Genomic DNA, 17,000 nt, shown 5'->3' on the forward strand with positions numbered 1-17,000 from the left:
GGCGCTACGCGTCCTGCCGCGGTTCCCGCACGACGGCGACCTCGCCCGGTGCCACGGTGACCGTGCCGTCGGCCGGCTTGCCGGACAGCAGCTCCACCGAGCCTGCCGCGACCGGGACTTCCGCGCCCTCGCCGGTGTGGTCGATCACGAACACGTAGTCCGCGTCCGCCCCGCGCCGCACGGCGACCTCCACACCGGCCGGGGCGGTGCGGCCCGCGGCCACGCCCGCCTCGGCGCGGATCCGGCCGAGCAGGCCCGCCAGGGTGTCCGCGTCCGGCAGCGTCGCCACGTACCAGGCGGTGCCCGCGCCGTAGCCGTGCCGGGTCACCGCCGGCACCCCGGCGAGCGGGCCGTCGGCGTACGACGTGACCGCCTCCGCGCCCGCGAGCCGTACCCGCTCGGACCAGAGCGAGCCCGTGCCGCCCTCGCCGAGCGCCACCCGCTCCTCGGGCAGCAGCGGGAACAGCTCGTCCGTGGACACGCCGAGCAGCTCCCGGAAGGCGCCCGGGTAACCGCCCAGCCGCACATGGCAGTTCTCGTCCACCGCACCGCTGTGGAAGCCGACGGCGAGGGTGCCGCCGGCCTCCGCGAAGGCGGTGAGGTTCGCGGCGCCCGTGTCGTCGACCAGGTAGAGACTCGGGGCGAGTACCGCCTTGTACGCCGACAGGTCCGCGTCCGGGCGGACGAAGTCCACCGCCACACCGGCCCGCCACAGCGGCTCGTACCAGGCGCGGACGATGTCCAGGTAGCGCAGCTTCTCGGATGGCTGCGAGGGCAGCTCCACGGCCCAGCGGGCGTCCCAGTCCCAGACGACGGCCACCTCGGCCGTGCCGGTGCTGCCGCGCACCTCGGCGAGTGCCCGGAGATCGGCGCCGAGCCGGACCACGTCCCGCCAGATCCGGCTGTCCGTCCCGGCGTGCGGCAGCATCGCCGAGTGCCACTGCTCGGCGCCCGCCTTCGCCGCCCGCCACTGGAAGTAGCAGATGCCGTCGGCGCCGTGCGCCACGTGCGCGAGCGCGTTGCGGCGCAGCTCACCGGCCGTCTTGGCCCGGTTGACGGGCTGCCAGTTCACCGCGCCCGTCGAGTGCTCCATCAGCAGCCACGGCCCGCCCGCCAGCGACCGCATCACGTCGCCGCTCAGCGCGACGTCGATCTGCGACTCCGGGTCGGCGGACATCAGGTAGTGGTCGTTGGCCACCACGTCCAGCTCCGGGGCCCAGCGCCAGTAGTCGAGGGCGTCGAAGTTGTACATCACCATGAAGTTGGTGGTGGCGGGGATCGCCGGGGCCGCCTCCCGCAGGACGTCCCGCTCCGCCTTGTACAGCGACAGCAGTTCGTCCGAGCAGAACCGCCGCCAGTCCAGCTGGTGGGTCGGGTTGGGGACGGCGCCGGTCGCGCGGGGCGGCAGGATCTCGTCCCAGTCGTAGTACCACTGGCTCCAGAAGGTGGTGCCCCAGGCGCCGTTGAGGGCCGCCAGGTCGTCGCCGTACCGGGCCCGCAGCCAGCGGCGGAAGGACTCCGCGCTGGTGTCGCAGTAGCAGGCCGCGTTGTGGCAGCCGTACTCGTTGTGGACGTGCCACATCTGCACGGCCGGGTGGCTCGCGTACCGCTCGGCGATCGCGCCCGCGATGCGCAGCGCGGCCTCGCGGTAGGCGGGGCTGCTCGGGCAGAAGGTCTGCCGGCTGCCGTACGACAGGGTGCGGCCGTCGTGGTCCACCGGGAGCGCCTCGGGGTGGGCGCGGAAGAACCAGGCCGGCGGGGCGGCGGTGGGCGTGGCGAGGTCGGCGGCGATGCCGTTCTCGTGCAGCAGGTCGAGGATCCGGTCCATGCGCGAGAAGTCGTAGACGCCCTCGGCGGGTTCCATGAGCGCCCACGAGAAGATGCCGACGCTGACCATGTTCACGCCCGCCTCGCGCATCAGGCGGACGTCCTCGTCCCACACCTCCTCGGGCCACTGCTCGGGGTTGTAGTCGCCGCCGTAGGCGATGCCGGGGACGGAGAGGGTGCGGTCGTTCATCGGTTGGCTCCGGTGGCTCCGGTGAGAAGGCGGCGGGTCGTCTCCACGCCCCACGGGTCGAGTGAGAGCAGCCGGTCGCTGGAGGCGACCAGGCCGCCGACGGCCTCCACATGGGCCGCCCAGCGCGCACGGGTCTCCACGGCGGGGCGGGCCATCAGGCAGTCGGGGTCGTTGACCCAGAAGCGGTTGTGCTGCCACTGGCGGCCGACGCCGGTGAACTCGGCCGGGTCCTGGCCGGGTTGGCTGAAGTCGTCGGCCTCGGGGCGGCGGTGCGGAGCCGTGTCCGGGCTGACCCGCATGGCGTCGAACAGGCCGATGGACGGCAGGACCGGCGCGCCGCAGCCCAGCAGGTAGGCGTCCGCGCCGATCGCCTCCCGGATCAGCCGGATGCCGAGCCGGTACGCGGTGAGCGCGTCGGCACCCGAGTGCCGCACGCCGTCCAGGGCGCCCGCGTAGAGGAAGTCGGTCTTGAAGTAGTCGTAGCCCTCGGCGCGCAGCGTCGCGAAGACGTCGGTGAGGTAGGCCGCGGCGGCCGGGTGGGTGGTGTCCAGGACGTACAGCACGTGACCCCAGTTGCGGCCCGCGCGCAGCGGGCTGCCGTCGGGGTCGCGGACCAGCCAGTCCGGGTACGTCTCGGCGAGGTCGCTCGCCGGGTCGACCAGGAAGGGCGCCGTCCAGATGCCCGCCCGGCGGCCGCGACCGCGGATGGCGTCCGCGATGCCCCGCCGGGAGCGGAAACGGCCGGAGAGGTTCAGCCAGTCGCCGAGCGCGCTCTGGTAGCCGTCGTCGATCTGCACCACGTCGACCGGCAGGTCGAGGGTGTCCATCGCCCGCAGGTTCTCGTGGATGTCGTCCTCGGTGACGGCCGTGAAGTACTCGTACCAGGAGCACCAGACGGTGGGCGCCGGGCGGGGCGCAGGCACGGCCAGGGCGCCGGCCCAGTCGGCCAGCACGGACTGGATGCCCGTGCCGGTCCACTCCTTGACCGGGCCGTCGGCCTCGACCTCGGCGACCCCGTCCGCGACGGTCAGCCGGACCGAGGGAACCTCGTGCGGCGGGTCGGCCGCCGCCCAGAGCCGGACCGGGGAGCCGTCGCCCGGGTCGAGCGCCAGCAGGCCCTCGCCCTGGAAGGCCCCGGCGGGGACGGCACGGCCGGGGCGGTAGCAGACGGTCGCCCAGTTGGCGTTGGCCGGGCGGTACGGGGCCGCGCCGAGGGCGTAGGAGCCGCTCGGCGACCAGGACTGCCAGCCCTCCTCGTGGACACGGGCAGTGCGCGTGTCCACGGGCACGGAGGCGACCGGGGTGAACGGGTTGTGCACGAGGTTCTCTTTCGGACGGGGCCGGATCAGCCCTTGGCGGAGCCCAGGGTCAGACCGCTGACGAACTGCTTCTGCAGCGCGAAGTAGACGAGCAGCGTCGGGATCGCGGTGAGCAGGGAACCGGCGGCGACCAGGTTCGGGTCGGTGAAGTACTGGCCGGAGAGGTTGTTCAGCGCCGACGTGATCGGCATGTTCTCACCGGTCGAGATCAGCACCAGGGCCCAGAAGAAGTCGTTGTAGATCCAGATCGACAACAGGGTCGCCAGGGCCGCCATCGCGGGCTTGCACAGCGGCAGCGTGATCTGCCAGTACAGCCGCCACACCGACGCGCCGTCCACGAGCGCGGCCTCGGTCAGCTCGTGCGGCAGCGAACGCATGTAGTTCGACAGCACGAACGCGCAGAACCCGGACTGGAACGCCACGTGGATCAGCACCAGACCGAGCGCCGAGTCGTACAGCTTGCCGCTCGCGGTGATGCCGGGCAGGTTCGTCAGCAGGTACATCCGGTACAGCGGGGTGATGATGACCTGCTGCGGCAGCAGGTTGCCGGCCGTGAAGACCAGCAGCAGGAACAGGTTGACCCGGAAGTCGAAACGGGCGACGTAGAACGCGACCATCGACGACAGGAACAGCGTGAGCAGCACGGCCGGGACCGCGATGACCAGTGTGTTCATGAAGTAGTGGGTCATGTCCGACTGCTCGAACGCGTTCTTGAAGTTGTCGAAGTTCAGCGTGTGCGGCCAGGACACGTAGCCGCGGTTGCTGGTCTCGCTGTACGGGCGCAGCGCCGAGAAGACCGCCCACAGCAGCGGGGCGAGCCACGCCAGGGCCGTCAGGGCCAGGAACGTGTGCAGCAGGACCCGGGCCGGGCGGATCGGGTTGCGCTGCTTGGGCAGCGCGTTGCTCACGGTGCTCATGCGCGGCGCTCCTTCCGGAAGGTCGCGATCAGGTAGGGAATGATCACGATCAGGGAGATGAACAGCAGCACCACCGCGATCGCCGAGCCGTAACCGATGCGGCTGGACTCGCCGATGATGTTGTTGGTCACCAGGATGGAGAGCAACTCGGTGCCCTGGGCGCCCTTGTTGAAGACGAAGACCAGGTCGAAGGCGCGCAGCGCCTCGATGATGGTCACGACCAGGACGATGGTGTTGGTCGGCCGCAGCGTCGGGAAGATGACGTTCTTGAACGTCTGCCACTCGTTGGCGCCGTCGAGGGCCGAGGCCTCCCGCAGCGACGGGTCGACGCTCTTCAGGCCGGCCAGGTACAGGATCATCATGTAGCCGGTGTGCCGCCAGGACGCGGCGACCAGGACCGCCCACAGGTTGAGGTTCGGGTCACCGATCCAGTCGATGTAGTGGCCCGGCTTGTTGGCGCCGATGAGGCTGTTGATCAGGCCCGTGTCCGGGTTGTAGATCAGCTGCCAGACGAACCCGATGCAGGCCAGGGAGATGACGACCGGGAGGAAGAACGCCGTCTGGTAGACCCGGCTGAACCGGATCTTCTTGTCCAGCTGCACGGCCAGGAACAGGCCGAACGGCGTCGGGATCAGGATGAGCACCACGAACCAGATGACGTTGTGCTCGACGGCCGGCCAGAACTGCGGGTTGTCGGTGAAGAGTTGATGGAAGTTGTCGAACCCGACCCACTTGATGGAGTCGAAGCCGATGCCGTCCCATGAGGTGAAGGCCAGCAGGATCGAGGCCAGGGCGGTCACCCAGACCAGGAGGACATGGAGGATCGTCGGCACGCCCGCCATGAAGGCGAGGGTGATCCGGTCACGGCGGGTCAGCAGGCGCTTGTGGCCGTGCTGGACCCGCTTCTTGTCGGACGCGCGCCCAGGAGGCGGCACGGCGGCCGCCTCCTGGGACTTCGTGGGGGTGTCAGTCGACATTCGGGAGCTCACTCGGACGCGAAGATCGTCTTCTTCTGGCGCTCGATGGACGAGAGCAGACTGTCGATCCCCTTCGGGTTCTGCAGGAACTTCTGCAGGGAGGGCTGCATCACCGTGGAGGTGAAGTCCGGCCGGGAGTCGCGGTCCATGAACTGGGTGAGGCTCTTGGCGGCGCCGATCATGTCGAACGCCTTCTTCTGCAGCGTGGAGTACGAGGCGGTGGAGGCCTTGCTGGAGGCGGCCACCACGCTCGGGTCCGTCTTCAGGTACGTCTCCTCGGCGGCGGGAGTGCCGAGGTACTCCAGCAGCTTCACGACACCGTCGTGGTTCTTCGGGGACTTGCTGACCATGAAGCCGTCGGTCGGCGCCTCGACGGTGTCCTGGCCGTACGCGGAGTTGATCTCCGGGAACGGGAAGAAGTCGAGGTCCTCGAGGTCCGAGGCGTTGGTGAACTGCTGGGCCACGAAGGAGCCGAGGAGGTACATGCCGGACTTCTTCGAGACCAGGCCCTGGGCGGCGTCCTGCCAGGTGCGGCCCATGAAACCGTCCTGGTGGTAGGGGAGCAGCTCGGCCCAGTGGTCGAAGACGGCCTTGACCTTGGCGTCGGTCCACTCCGCCTTGCCCGCCATCAGCTGGACGTGGAAGTCGTAGCCGTTGAGGCGGAAGTTGATCTGGTCGAAGGTGCCCATCGCCGGCCAGGCGTCCTTGTCGCCGAAGGCGATCGGGACCAGGCCGTCCTTCTTCATCTGCTTGCACAGCGCCACGAGTTCGTCCCACGTGGTCGGGACCGTGTAGCCCTTCGCCTGGAAGACGCTCTTGCGGTAGAAGACCGCCCAGGGGTACGTGGTCAGCGGCACGAAGTAGTACTTGCCGTCCTCGCCCTTGCTGAGCTTCTTCATCGCGTCGGGGAAGTTGGCCCCGATCTTCTCCCACACGTCGTCGATCGGGGAGGCCAGGCCCTTCTGCGCGAAGAACTGCATCCGGTAGCCCGCGAACCAGTTGAACACGTCGTCCGGCGTGCCCTGCAGGTAGGAGTTGATCTGCTCCTGGAAGGTGTTGTGGTCCTTGGTGTTCACCTTGACGGTGACGCCGGACGACTTCTTGAAGGCGTCGTAGACGGACTGGTACGCCTTCTTCGGCACGGCGTCGGACGCGTTGGAGCCGAGGCTGACGGTCTTCGGGTCGGAGGAGGACCCGCTGCCGCCGCAGGCGGAGAGCAGGGGAATGCCGGCGCCCGCGAGGAGGGCGGCCGAACCGGCACCGCGCAGGACGTTACGGCGGCTCGGACCCGGCACGTGAAGACCGGACGGGGAGATGCGCATGGCGGCTCCTGAGTAACAGGGTTCGGCAAGGGGAAGAGTTGATCTTCGAAAGGTCCCGAAACCGATCAGAAACCAACTCGGCCGAACATCGTGGGCGCAATAACAGCCGCTTGTCCGCTCATGCGTCAATAGCCTGCGTCTCTCTCGCCCGTCTCTTGCCCGAAACGTAATCGACATGGTTGCCTGCCGGTTTGTTGAACAAAGCGGTACGACGGAGCCCCCACCGGACAAACTCCGTGGGGGCTCGTGTGCGGGCGTGTTGGTTTCGGGTGGCGGGACCAGCGGTTAAACCCGCAGCAACCGGCCCGGCACGGCACGTTCTACGGCCGTACCAGCAGTTGGAAGTCGAAGGCGTACCGGGACGCCCGGTAGACGTGGCTGCCGTACTCCACCGGCCGCCCGGTGTCGTCGTACGCCGTGCGCTGCATGGTGAGCAGGGCGGCGCCCTCCTCCTCGTCGAGCCGGACGGCCTCCTCGGCGGTGGCGCGGCGGGCGCCGACCGTCTGCCGGGCGCTGTGCAGGGTGATGCCGGCCGTGCGCATCATCCGGTACAGGCCGGTCGACTCCAGCCGCTCGGTGTCGAGTTCGAGCAGGGCGGCCGGCAGGTAGTTGCACAGGAACGCCACCGGCTGGCCGTGCGTGCAGCGCAGCCGCTCCAGGACGACCACCTCCGCGCCCTCGGCGATGCCGAGCGCGGCGGCCACCTCGGCGCTCGCCGGGATCCGCTCGTTGCGCAGCACCCGGGTGGTCGGGCCCTGCCCGGCCGACTCCAGGTCGTCGTAGAGGCTGCTCAGCTCCAGCGGCCGCTTGACCTGGCTGTGCACGACCTGGGTGCCCACGCCCCGGCGGCGTACCAGGAGGCCCTTGTCGACCAGCGACTGGATGGCCTGGCGGACCGTGGGCCGGGACAGGCCGAGCCGCACCGACAGGTCGATCTCGTTGCCCAGGAGGTTGCCCGGGGCGAGCACCCCGTGCTCGATGGCCTCCTCCAGCTGCTGGGCGAGCTGGTAGTAGAGCGGTACCGGACTGCCGCGGTCCAGGGCGAAGTCCAGGGTGTCGAGCGCCGAGACGGTCGCGGCGCGGGCGGAATCACCGGTTCGGGCCACCGGGACACCTCCTTCCAGAGCGCGGGTCGGGGGTCACAGGTGCCGGCGGCGGTCGGCGACCTGCCGGTCGTACTCCTCGCGGGCCTGTACGGCGGCCTCGCGGGCGGCGGTCTCGGCGACCGGCACGTCCCACCAGGCCTCCGCCCCGGGAGCGGTCGGCGCCGGGTCCGTCTCCACGTACACGCAGGTCGGCCGGTCGCTCGCGCGGGCCGCCGCGAGGGCCTCGCGCAGCTCCCGCACGGTCTTGGCGCGCAGCACCTCCATGCCGAGGCTGGCCGCGTTGGCGGCGAGGTCCACCGGCAGCGGGGCGCCGGAGAAGGTGCCGTCGGCGGCGCGGAACCGGTAGGCGGTGCCGAACCGCTCGCCGCCGACCGTCTCGGAGAGGCCGCCGATGGAGGCGTACCCGTGGTTCTGGATGAGGACCAGGTTGACCGGCAGGCCCTCCTGGACCGCGGTGACGAGCTCGGTCGGCATCATCAGGTAGGTGCCGTCGCCGACCAGCGACCAGACCACCGCGTCCGGGGCCGCCTGCTGGACGCCGATGCCGGCCGGGATCTCGTAGCCCATGCAGGAGTAGCCGTACTCCAGGTGGTACTGGCGCGGCGAGCGGGCCCGCCACAGCTTGTGCAGGTCGCCCGGGAGCGAGCCGGCCGCGTTGATGACAACGTCGTCATCGCCCACCACGGCGTCGAGGGCGCCGAGCACCTGGGTCTGGGTCGGCACGGCGTCCTCGTCGTCCGCGCGGTAGGCGGCCTCGACGACCGCGTCCCACCGCTCCTTGCCGGCCCGGTACCCGGCCTCGTAGGCGCCGTCCACGCGGTACCCGGCGAGCGCCCCGGCGAGCGCCTCCAGGGCCGCCCGCGCGTCCGCCACGACCGTCCGCGCGGCCAGCTTGTGCGCGTCGAAGCCGGTGATGTTCACGTTGAGGAAGCGGACGTCCGGGTTCTGGAAGAGGGTGCCGGAGGCCGTGGTGAAGTCCGTGTACCGGGTGCCGACGCCGATGACCAGGTCGGCGGCGCGGGCCAGGTCGTCCGCGACGGCGGTCCCGGTGTGCCCGATCCCGCCCAGGTCGGCCGGGTGGTCGTGGCGCAGCGAGCCCTTGCCCGCCTGGGTCGAGGCCACGGGGATGCCCGTGGCCTCCACGAGGGCCCGCAGAGCGTCTTCCGCGCGGCTGTGGTGGACTCCGCCGCCCGCCACGATCAACGGCCGCTTGGCGGCCCGCACGGCGTTCACGGCGGCCGTCAGCTCCACGGGGTCAGGGGCGGGCCGCCGGACCCGCCACACGCGCTCCGCGAAGAACTCCTCCGGCCAGTCGTAGGCCTCCGCCTGGACGTCCTGGGGGAGGGCCAGGGTGACCGCGCCGGTCTCGGCCGGGTCGGCGAGCACCCGCATGGCGTTCAGCGCGGAGGGGATCAGCGCCTCGGGGCGGGTGATCCGGTCGAAGTAGCGGGAGACCGGGCGCAGGGTGTCGTTGACCGACACGTCGAACTCGGTCGGGTGCTCCAGCTGCTGCAGCAGCGGGTCGGGCGCGTGGCTGGCGAAGTAGTCGCCGGGGAGCAGCAGCACCGGCAGCCGGTTGATGGTGGCGAGGGCGGCGCCGGTCACCAGGTTGGTGGCGCCCGGGCCGATGGAGGTGGTGACCGCCTGCGCGGAGAGCCGGTCCAGCTGGCGGGCGTGGCCGACCGCCGCGTGCACCATCGCCTGCTCGTTGCGGCCCTGGTGGTACGGCATCACGTCGCCGTACTCGAGGAGCGCCTGGCCGATCCCCGCCACGTTGCCGTGGCCGAAGATGCCCCAGGTGCCGGCGATGAGCCGGTGCCGGACGCCGTCGCGCTCGGTGTACTGGGCGGACAGGAACCGCACCAGCGCCTGGGCGACGGTCAGGCGGGTGGTCGGCAGGCTCATGGAGGACCTCATTCGGACGGGGTGGCAGGGCGGGGCGGGCCGGCGTCCCGCTCCGCCCGGGCCAGGGGTACGCCCGACGGGAGCGGGTAGAGATCGGGTTCGGAGCGGGTCGGGCGGATGCCCCCTCAGGTGTAGATCGGGGCAGGTCGCGCTGTCAATGGTTTGTACTTACATTCGGACCTGAATGTGAAATGATGTCTTAACAAAGTATTGACAGCGGGCCTCACAGGGACTTGTATCCCGTCCCAACGCACAGCAGTGACCCGGGCCACCTCCTTCGGTCCGGGCCAGGGGATCCGCCGGATCCCTTCCTTCTCCGGTCGCACAGTGAGGTGCAGGATGGACCGCTCTTCCCACTCCCGTTCGCGCAGGCTGGCCCCGATCGTGGCCGTCGCCGCGGCGGCAGCCCTGACCCTCGCAGGCTGCTCCAGCAGCTCCGGAGGAAAGAAGTCCGAAGAGGGAGGAGCGGCGGCCTCCGCGGGCAAGGCGTCCACCCCCCGCATGACGGTCGCGCTGGTCACCCACCAGGCGCCGGGCGACACCTTCTGGGACATCGTCCGCAAGGGAGCCCAGGCCGCCGCCGACAAGGACAACATCAAGCTCGTCTACTCCGCCGACCCGAACGCGGGCAACCAGGCCAACCTGGTGCAGAACGCGATCGACCAGAAGGTCGACGGGATCGCGGTCACCCTCGCCAAGCCCGACGCCATGAAGGACGTCATCTCCAAGGCCACGGCCGCGAAGATCCCGGTCGTCGGCCTCAACTCCGGCCTCAGCGACTGGAAGAAGCTCGGGCTCCTCGAGTTCTTCGGCCAGGACGAGACGGTCGCCGGCGAGGCGCTCGGCAACCGGCTGAACACGGAGGGCGCCAAGAAGGTCGTCTGTGTCATCCAGGAGCAGGGCAACGTCGGCCTCACCCAGCGCTGCGACGGTGTGAAGAAGACGTTCTCCGGGACGACGGAGACCCTGTACGTCGACGGCACCTCCCCGACCTCGGTCAAGTCGACGATCACCGCCAAGCTCACCCAGGACACCGCCATCGACCACGTCGTCACGCTCGGCGCCCCGATCGCGCTGATCGCCGTGCAGTCGGTGTCCGACGCGGGCAGCAAGGCGAAGATCGCCACCTTCGACCTCAACAAGGACCTCACCGGCGCCATCAGCAAGGGCACCATCGAGTTCGCCGTCGACCAGCAGCCCTACCTCCAGGGCTACCTGGCCGTCGACTCGCTGTGGCTCTACAAGAACAACGGCAACTACATGGGTGGCGGCGAGCAGCCGGTCCTGACCGGCCCGGCCTTCGTCGACAAGTCCAACGTCGACAAGGTCGCCGAGTTCGCCGCGAAGGGCACACGGTGATCGGTATGAGTCAGCAGGCACAGCCGGCGGTGGCGACGCCGCCGGCTCCCGGCCCGAAGGAGAAGGACGGGCGGACCGCACAGCGCCCCCTGGCGCTGCGGATCCTGGCCCGGCCGGACGTCGGCGTCTTCCTCGGCGCCGTCGCGGTCTACGTCTTCTTCCTGATCTCGGCACCGCCGGTGCGCGAGGCCGGCTCGATGGCGAACATCCTGTACCAGTCCTCGACCATCGGCATCATGGCGCTGCCGGTCGCGCTGCTGATGATCGGCGGCGAGTTCGACCTCTCCGCCGGCGTCGCGGTGGTCAGCTCGGCCCTCACCGCCGCCATGCTCAGCTACCAGCTGACCCTCAACGTCTGGGCGGGCGTGATCGTCGCGCTCCTCGTGTCGCTGGGCATCGGCTTCCTCAACGGCTGGCTGGTCGTCAAGACCGGACTGCCCAGCTTCCTCATCACCCTGGGCAGCTTCCTGATCCTCCAGGGCGTGAACCTCGCGGTGACCAAGCTGGTCACCGGCAACGTCGCCACCGACGACATCAGCAACATGGACGGCTTCGGACAGGTCAAGGCGGTCTTCGCGTCGTCCTTCGACATCGGCGGCGTCCAGGTGAAGATCACCATCTTCTGGTGGCTGTTCTTCGCCGCCATCGCCACCTGGGTGCTGCTGCGCACCAAGTACGGCAACTGGATCTTCGCGGTCGGCGGCAACAAGGAGAGCGCCCGCGCGGTCGGCGTCCCGGTGAACTTCACCAAGATCTCGCTGTTCATGCTGGTCGGCTTCGGCGCCTGGTTCGTCGGCATGCACCAGCTGTTCTCCTTCAACACCGTGCAGTCCGGCGAGGGCGTGGGCCAGGAGCTGATCTACATCTCCGCCGCGGTCATCGGCGGCTGCCTCCTGACCGGCGGTGCCGGCTCGGCGATCGGCCCGGTCTTCGGCGCCTTCATGTTCGGCATGGTCCAGCAGGGCATCGTCTACGCGGGCTGGAACCCCGACTGGTTCAAGGCCTTCCTCGGCGTGATGCTCCTCGGCGCCGTGATGATCAACCTGTGGGTCCAGCGGACCGCGACCAGGAGGTGACCCGATGACAGACAACACCACCGGAACCCACGGCGCCGTCCTCCAGGACGACGCGCCCGCCGACGGCGGCCCGATCGTCGAACTGCGCGGCGCCGGCAAGTCCTACGGCAACATCCGCGCCCTGCACGGCGTCGACCTCAAGGTCTTCCCCAACCAGGTGACCTGCGTCCTCGGCGACAACGGCGCCGGCAAGTCCACCCTCATCAAGATCATCTCGGGGCTGCACCAGCACACCGAGGGCGACTTCCTCGTCGACGGCAGCCCGGTCCGCTTCGCCAGCCCGCGCGAGGCCCTCGACAAGGGCATCGCCACCGTCTACCAGGACCTGGCGACGGTCCCCCTGATGCCGGTGTGGCGGAACTTCTTCCTCGGCTCCGAGATGACCAGGGGCCCCTGGCCCGTGCGCCGTCTCGACATCGCGAAGATGAAGGAGACCGCCGACCGCGAACTGCGCAACATGGGCATCATCCTGGACGACCTGGACCAGCCCATCGGCACCCTCTCCGGCGGCCAGCGCCAGTGCGTGGCCATCGCCCGCGCCGTCTACTTCGGCGCCCGCGTCCTCATCCTGGACGAGCCGACCGCCGCCCTCGGCGTCAAGCAGTCCGGCGTGGTCCTGAAGTACATCGCCGCCGCCCGCGAACGCGGCCTCGGCGTCATCTTCATCACCCACAACCCGCACCACGCCTACATGGTCGGCGACCACTTCAGCGTCCTGCGCCTCGGCACCCTCGAACTCTCCGCCGAACGCAGCGACATCACCCTGGAGGAACTCACCAACCACATGGCGGGCGGCGCCGAACTCGCGGCCCTCAAGCACGAGCTGTCCCAGGTGCGCGGGGTCGACACCGAGGAACTCCCCGAAGAGGAGGACGTCGCCGCACCCGCCGCGACCGGTCCGGAAGGGAAGTCGTGACCCCGTGACCACCCCTCTCGACCGCATCCGGGTCGGCTCGGCCCCGGACTCCTGGGGCGTCTGGTTCCCTGACGACCCCCGGCAGGTCCCCTGGGAACGCTTCCTCGACGAGGTCGCCGAGGCCGGCTACTCCTGGATCGAACTCGGCCCCTACGGCTACCTCCCCACCGACCCGGCCCGGCTCACCGACGAGATCGCCAAGCGGGACCTGAAGGTCTCGGCGGGCACGGTCTTCACGGGCCTGCACCGCGGCCCGGCCGTCTGGGAGTCCACCTGGGAGCACGTCAGCCAGGTCGCCGCGCTCACCCAGGCCATGGGGGCGAAGCACCTGGTGGTCATCCCGTCCTTCTGGCGGGACGACAAGACCGCCGAGATCCTGGAGCCGCCGGAGCTGACCGGCGAGCAGTGGGCCCACCTCACCAAGGGCATGGAGCGGCTCGGTCACGAGGTGAAGGAGACGTACGGCCTGGACATCGTCGTCCACCCGCACGCCGACACCCACATCGACACCGAGGACCACGTCGAGCACTTCCTCGACTCGACCGACACGGACCTGGTCAACCTCTGCCTGGACACCGGTCACTACGCCTACTGCGGCGGCGACAGCGTCAAGCTGATCGAGACCTACGGCGAGCGGATCGGCTACCTCCACCTCAAGCAGGTGGACCCGGCGGTCCTGGCCGACGTCCAGGCCCGGGGCACCCCGTTCGGGCCGGCCGTGGCCCAGGGGGTGATGTGCGAACCGCCCGCCGGTGTGCCGGAGCTGGGTCCGGTGCTGGAGGCGGCGCAGCGGCTGGGTGTCGACCTGTTCGCGATCGTCGAGCAGGACATGTACCCCTGCGAGCCGGACAAGCCGCTGCCCATCGCGGTGCGCACCCGGAAGTTCCTGCGGTCCTGCGGCGCCTGACCGCCGCTTCCCCGGGCCCGTGGATTTCTCCACGGGCCCCGCGCGCCCCGGCGGGTTCGGGAACACCCGCCGGGGCGCGCGCGTTCGCATGGTGACGGGTGACGCCCGCTACGACGGGGAGGACGATCATGAGCCACGAGGAGACCGCGGCCGAGGCCGTGACACGCAAGGAGCGGTTCGGCGCGCTGCCCGAGCGGATCCGCCCGGAGGAGATGGTGGAGACCAGGCCGGCGGTGCCGCACGACCCGGACCGGGACGTCTACGACCCGGACGAGTTCGCGGTGCGCTACGGCCTCTGAGCCGCTGCCGGGAGCCGGACCGCGCCGTGGGCGAGCAGGCTCTCGGCGCAGTCCAGCACCGTCTGCCGGGCCGGGCGCGGCTGCCAGCCCAGCAGCCGCGCCGCCTTCTCGGTGCTGTGCCGGTTGCGCCGGCCCAGCGCCGGGGTGATCTCCCGCAGCGAGGGGTCCCGGAAGCGGGCCGCGAGGCGCACGGCGAAGTCGGGCAGCAGGCGGGTGGAGACCTGCCGCCCGCGCTCGCCGAGACCGTCCCGCAGCACCCGCGCCATGTCCGCCATCCACACGAACTCGCCGGTGGCGAGGAAGCGTTCGCCCGCCGCGGTCGGTGAGGTCATCGCCCTGAGATGGACGTCGACCAGGTCCCGGACGTCGACCACCTCCAGCCCGATCCGCGGCACCCCGGGCATCGCCCCGGACACCATCCGGGCGACGATCCCGACGGAACCCGCGGTGTCCGCCGTCAGCACCGGCCCGAACACCGCGCCGGGCAGCACGGTGGTCAGCTCGGTCGGCCCGTCGTGCCCGCGCATGAACTCCCAGGCCGCCAGCTCGGCGAGGGTCTTCGACCGCCGGTAGGGGATCAGCGTCGGATCCTCCGGATCGGTCCACAGTGTCTCGTCGGTGACCCCCTCCGAGGCGTACGACGACGGGCTCGCGGCGTTCGCGGCCGACGTCATCACCACCCGCCGCACCCCTGCCGCGGTGGCCGCCCGCAGCACGCGCAGGGTGCCGTCCCGGGCCGGGGTGACCAGGTCGGGGGTGCCCGCGGTCACGCCCAGTGGCGAGGCCACGTGCAGCACCCGGTCGACGCCCTTCATCGCCGCGTCCCAGCCGGCGTCGGCGGTGAGGTCCGCCACGGCGAAGCCCAGCCGCCCGGCCGGGTCGACGACGGTCGAGACGGCGTCGACGACCGCCTGCTCCCGGCCCGGGTCGCGCACCGTGGCCCTGACGTCGTATCCGCGCCTCAGCAGCTCGGCGACGCACCAGCCGGCGATGTACCCGGTGCCCCCGGTGACCAGAACGAGTTCGGGCATGACTGACCTCCACGCATGCGACGGGATGTGTGCCAGAATCGGCAATGAAACGGAGACCCCTCCGCTACGTCTCCCAACGTACCGGAGGGGTCTCCGGATAGCAATCCACACCGGACGGACCACAGACAACGTGAACCCGCAGCCCTCGAAACCGACCCGGAGGGACGCCCGCGACAACCGGGACCGGATCCTCTCCGTGGCCCGCGCGGAGCTCGCCGCCGCCGGCACGGCATCCCTCTCCGCCATCGCCCGCAAGGCCGGTGTCGGTATCGGCACGCTCTACCGGCACTTCCCGACCCGGGAGGCGCTGATCATGGAGCTGTACCGGCACGACCTCCAGCACCTGATCGACCTCGCCCCGGAACTGCTGGGCACGCATCCGCCGCTGGATGCGCTGCGCCGCTGGTTCGCCGAGGTCGCCCACTACGGCAGGCTCAAGTTCGGCGTCTCCGAGGTCGTGCACGCGGCGACCGGGGGCGCCGCCGAGGACCCGATGTACGGCCCGTTCGTGGACGCCATCGGCGTCCTGCTCGCCGCCGGAGCCGCGGACGGCAGCCTCAAGCCGGGCATCGACCCGGAGGACGTGCTCCTCCAGCTCAGCGTCCTGTGGCGGATCGACCCGGCACGCGGCGACGCCGAGGCCCGGGCGGCCCGGATCCTGGCGCTGATCGTGGACGGGCTGCGGGCCTGACGCAAAGGACGGCGGGGCGGGGACCCGTGCCGGTCCCCGCCCCGCCGCTCATACGGTGTCCGCGGGTGTCAGGCCCCGCGGACCTCCGCGATCGTCACCGGCCGGTGCTCGTGCAGGGACAGCGTGCAGGCGTCGGCGATCCAGCCGGCCTCCAGGGCGTCCTCGACGGTGCACGGGGAGGGCCGGGTGCCGGCCACGACCTCGGTGAACGCGGTGAGCTCGGCGCGGTAGGCCGCCGTGAACCGGTCCATGAAGAAGTCGTGCGGGGTGCCCGCGGGGAACGTCACGCCGGGCTCCACCGAGCGCAGCGGGAGCTTGTCCTCCAGCCCGACGGCGATGGAGTCCGCGAAGCCGTGCAGCTCCATGCGGACGTCGTAGCCGCGGGCGTTGTGCCGGGAGTTGGAGACCACCGCGATGGTGCCGTCGTCCAGGGTGAGGATCGCGCCTGTGGTGTCGGCGTCGCCCGCCTCCTTGATGTAGTCGGCGCCCCGGTTGCCGCCGACCGCGTACACCTCGGTGACCTCGCGGCCGGTCACCCAGCGGATGATGTCGAAGTCGTGCACGGAGCAGTCCCGGAAGATCCCGCCGGACGCGGCGATGTAGGCGGCCGGCGGCGGGGCCGGGTCCAGGGTGGTGGAGCGGACGGTGTGCAGCTTGCCCAGCTCACCGGACCGGACGGCGGCCCGGGCGGCGACGAAGCCCGCGTCGAAGCGCCGGTTGTAGCCGATCTGGATCGGCACGCCCCTGTCCTGGACGGCCTTGAGGACGTCGACGCCCTCCGCCATCGTCTTCGCGACCGGCTTCTCGCAGAAGACCGGGACGCCGGCCTCGACACCGGCCAGGATCAGGGCCGGGTGGGCGTCGGTGGCGGCGGCCACCACGATGCCGTCCACGCCGGCGGCCAGCAGCGCCTCGGGCGAGTCCACGACCTCGGCACCGAACTTCTCCGCGGCGGCCTTGGCGGCGTCCGCGAACGGGTCGGTGAAGACGAGCGACTCGACGACGTCGAGCCCGGAGAGAGTCTCGGCATGAAAAGCACCGATACGGCCGAGACCGAGGATTCCGATACGCATTGAGTGTTGCTCCTTCATGTTGTTACAGAGGGCGGTATCAGGCGCCCCGTCAGGGGCGCGGGGAACTGCGCGGCCAGCCACGACG

At 70.7% G+C, this 17,000-nt stretch carries 15 protein-coding genes; 6 read left to right on the forward strand and 9 right to left on the reverse strand.

The annotated features are described in order from the left end of the window. Positions 1 to 4: 4 nt before the first annotated feature. From ACGF5O_RS29665 to iolD, 7 genes are all read right to left on the reverse strand, one after another. Positions 5 to 2,017, reverse strand: a complete 2,013-nt coding sequence (locus ACGF5O_RS29665) for a beta-galactosidase (RefSeq protein WP_393812936.1) — start codon at positions 2,015 to 2,017, stop codon at positions 5 to 7. After that, on the reverse strand, positions 2,014 to 3,336 hold the full coding sequence (locus ACGF5O_RS29670; protein ID WP_393812937.1) for a glycoside hydrolase family 36 protein: 1,323 nt from the start codon (positions 3,334 to 3,336) through the stop codon (positions 2,014 to 2,016). The genes ACGF5O_RS29665 and ACGF5O_RS29670 overlap by 4 nt, the downstream gene beginning before the upstream one ends. Positions 3,337 to 3,362: 26 nt before the next feature. After that, complete coding sequence (locus ACGF5O_RS29675) at positions 3,363 to 4,253, reverse strand: carbohydrate ABC transporter permease (RefSeq protein ID WP_393812938.1); 891 nt, start codon at positions 4,251 to 4,253, stop codon at positions 3,363 to 3,365. Further along, entirely contained in the window at positions 4,250 to 5,230 is a 981-nt protein-coding gene (locus ACGF5O_RS29680; protein ID WP_393812939.1) for a carbohydrate ABC transporter permease, read from the reverse strand. Before ACGF5O_RS29680 ends, ACGF5O_RS29675 begins: the two co-directional genes overlap by 4 nt. Before the next feature lie 8 nt (positions 5,231 to 5,238). Then, positions 5,239 to 6,552 (reverse strand): ABC transporter substrate-binding protein, encoded by a 1,314-nt coding sequence (locus ACGF5O_RS29685; RefSeq protein ID WP_393812940.1) that lies wholly within the window; start codon positions 6,550 to 6,552, stop codon positions 5,239 to 5,241. Between the two features lie 320 nt (positions 6,553 to 6,872). Continuing rightward, a complete protein-coding gene (locus ACGF5O_RS29690; RefSeq protein ID WP_393812941.1) occupies positions 6,873 to 7,658 on the reverse strand; it encodes a GntR family transcriptional regulator in 786 nt (261 codons plus the stop codon). 33 nt (positions 7,659 to 7,691) lie between these two features. Next, the gene (iolD, locus tag ACGF5O_RS29695; protein WP_393812942.1) at positions 7,692 to 9,563 is read right to left on the reverse strand and encodes a 3D-(3,5/4)-trihydroxycyclohexane-1,2-dione acylhydrolase (decyclizing); all 1,872 of its coding nucleotides are present in this window, start codon (positions 9,561 to 9,563) and stop codon (positions 7,692 to 7,694) included. 339 nt (positions 9,564 to 9,902) lie between these two features. Between iolD and ACGF5O_RS29700 the strand changes: the two genes are divergently transcribed. From ACGF5O_RS29700 to ACGF5O_RS29720, 5 genes are all read left to right on the forward strand, one after another. After that, entirely contained in the window at positions 9,903 to 10,922 is a 1,020-nt protein-coding gene (locus ACGF5O_RS29700; protein WP_393812943.1) for a sugar ABC transporter substrate-binding protein, read from the forward strand. Further along, a complete protein-coding gene (locus tag ACGF5O_RS29705; protein WP_393813120.1) occupies positions 10,922 to 11,998 on the forward strand; it encodes an ABC transporter permease in 1,077 nt (358 codons plus the stop codon). Before ACGF5O_RS29700 ends, ACGF5O_RS29705 begins: the two co-directional genes overlap by 1 nt. Positions 11,999 to 12,002: 4 nt before the next feature. Further along, entirely contained in the window at positions 12,003 to 12,914 is a 912-nt protein-coding gene (locus ACGF5O_RS29710; RefSeq protein WP_393812944.1) for an ATP-binding cassette domain-containing protein, read from the forward strand. A gap of 4 nt (positions 12,915 to 12,918) precedes the next feature. Next, positions 12,919 to 13,821, forward strand: a complete 903-nt coding sequence (locus ACGF5O_RS29715) for a sugar phosphate isomerase/epimerase family protein (RefSeq protein ID WP_393812945.1) — start codon at positions 12,919 to 12,921, stop codon at positions 13,819 to 13,821. Positions 13,822 to 13,949: 128 nt separating this feature from the next. Then, a complete protein-coding gene (locus tag ACGF5O_RS29720) occupies positions 13,950 to 14,120 on the forward strand; it encodes a hypothetical protein (protein ID WP_393812946.1) in 171 nt (56 codons plus the stop codon). Here the strand turns inward: ACGF5O_RS29720 and ACGF5O_RS29725 are convergent. Then, positions 14,108 to 15,151, reverse strand: a complete 1,044-nt coding sequence (locus ACGF5O_RS29725) for an NAD-dependent epimerase/dehydratase family protein (RefSeq protein ID WP_393812947.1) — start codon at positions 15,149 to 15,151, stop codon at positions 14,108 to 14,110. The two genes, ACGF5O_RS29720 and ACGF5O_RS29725, sit on opposite strands and share 13 nt — an antisense overlap. Before the next feature lie 130 nt (positions 15,152 to 15,281). Between ACGF5O_RS29725 and ACGF5O_RS29730 the strand changes: the two genes are divergently transcribed. Next, complete coding sequence (locus ACGF5O_RS29730) at positions 15,282 to 15,842, forward strand: TetR/AcrR family transcriptional regulator (RefSeq protein WP_393812948.1); 561 nt, start codon at positions 15,282 to 15,284, stop codon at positions 15,840 to 15,842. Positions 15,843 to 15,910: 68 nt separating this feature from the next. On the opposite strand, the gene ACGF5O_RS29735 is transcribed toward ACGF5O_RS29730, so the two are convergent. Beyond that, positions 15,911 to 16,915, reverse strand: coding sequence for a Gfo/Idh/MocA family oxidoreductase (locus ACGF5O_RS29735; protein WP_393812949.1), 1,005 nt, complete (start codon positions 16,913 to 16,915; stop codon positions 15,911 to 15,913). Positions 16,916 to 17,000 lie beyond the last annotated feature (85 nt).

The organism is Streptomyces sp. NPDC048291 (assembly GCF_043201715.1).
GTDB lineage: Bacteria > Actinomycetota > Actinomycetes > Streptomycetales > Streptomycetaceae > Streptomyces.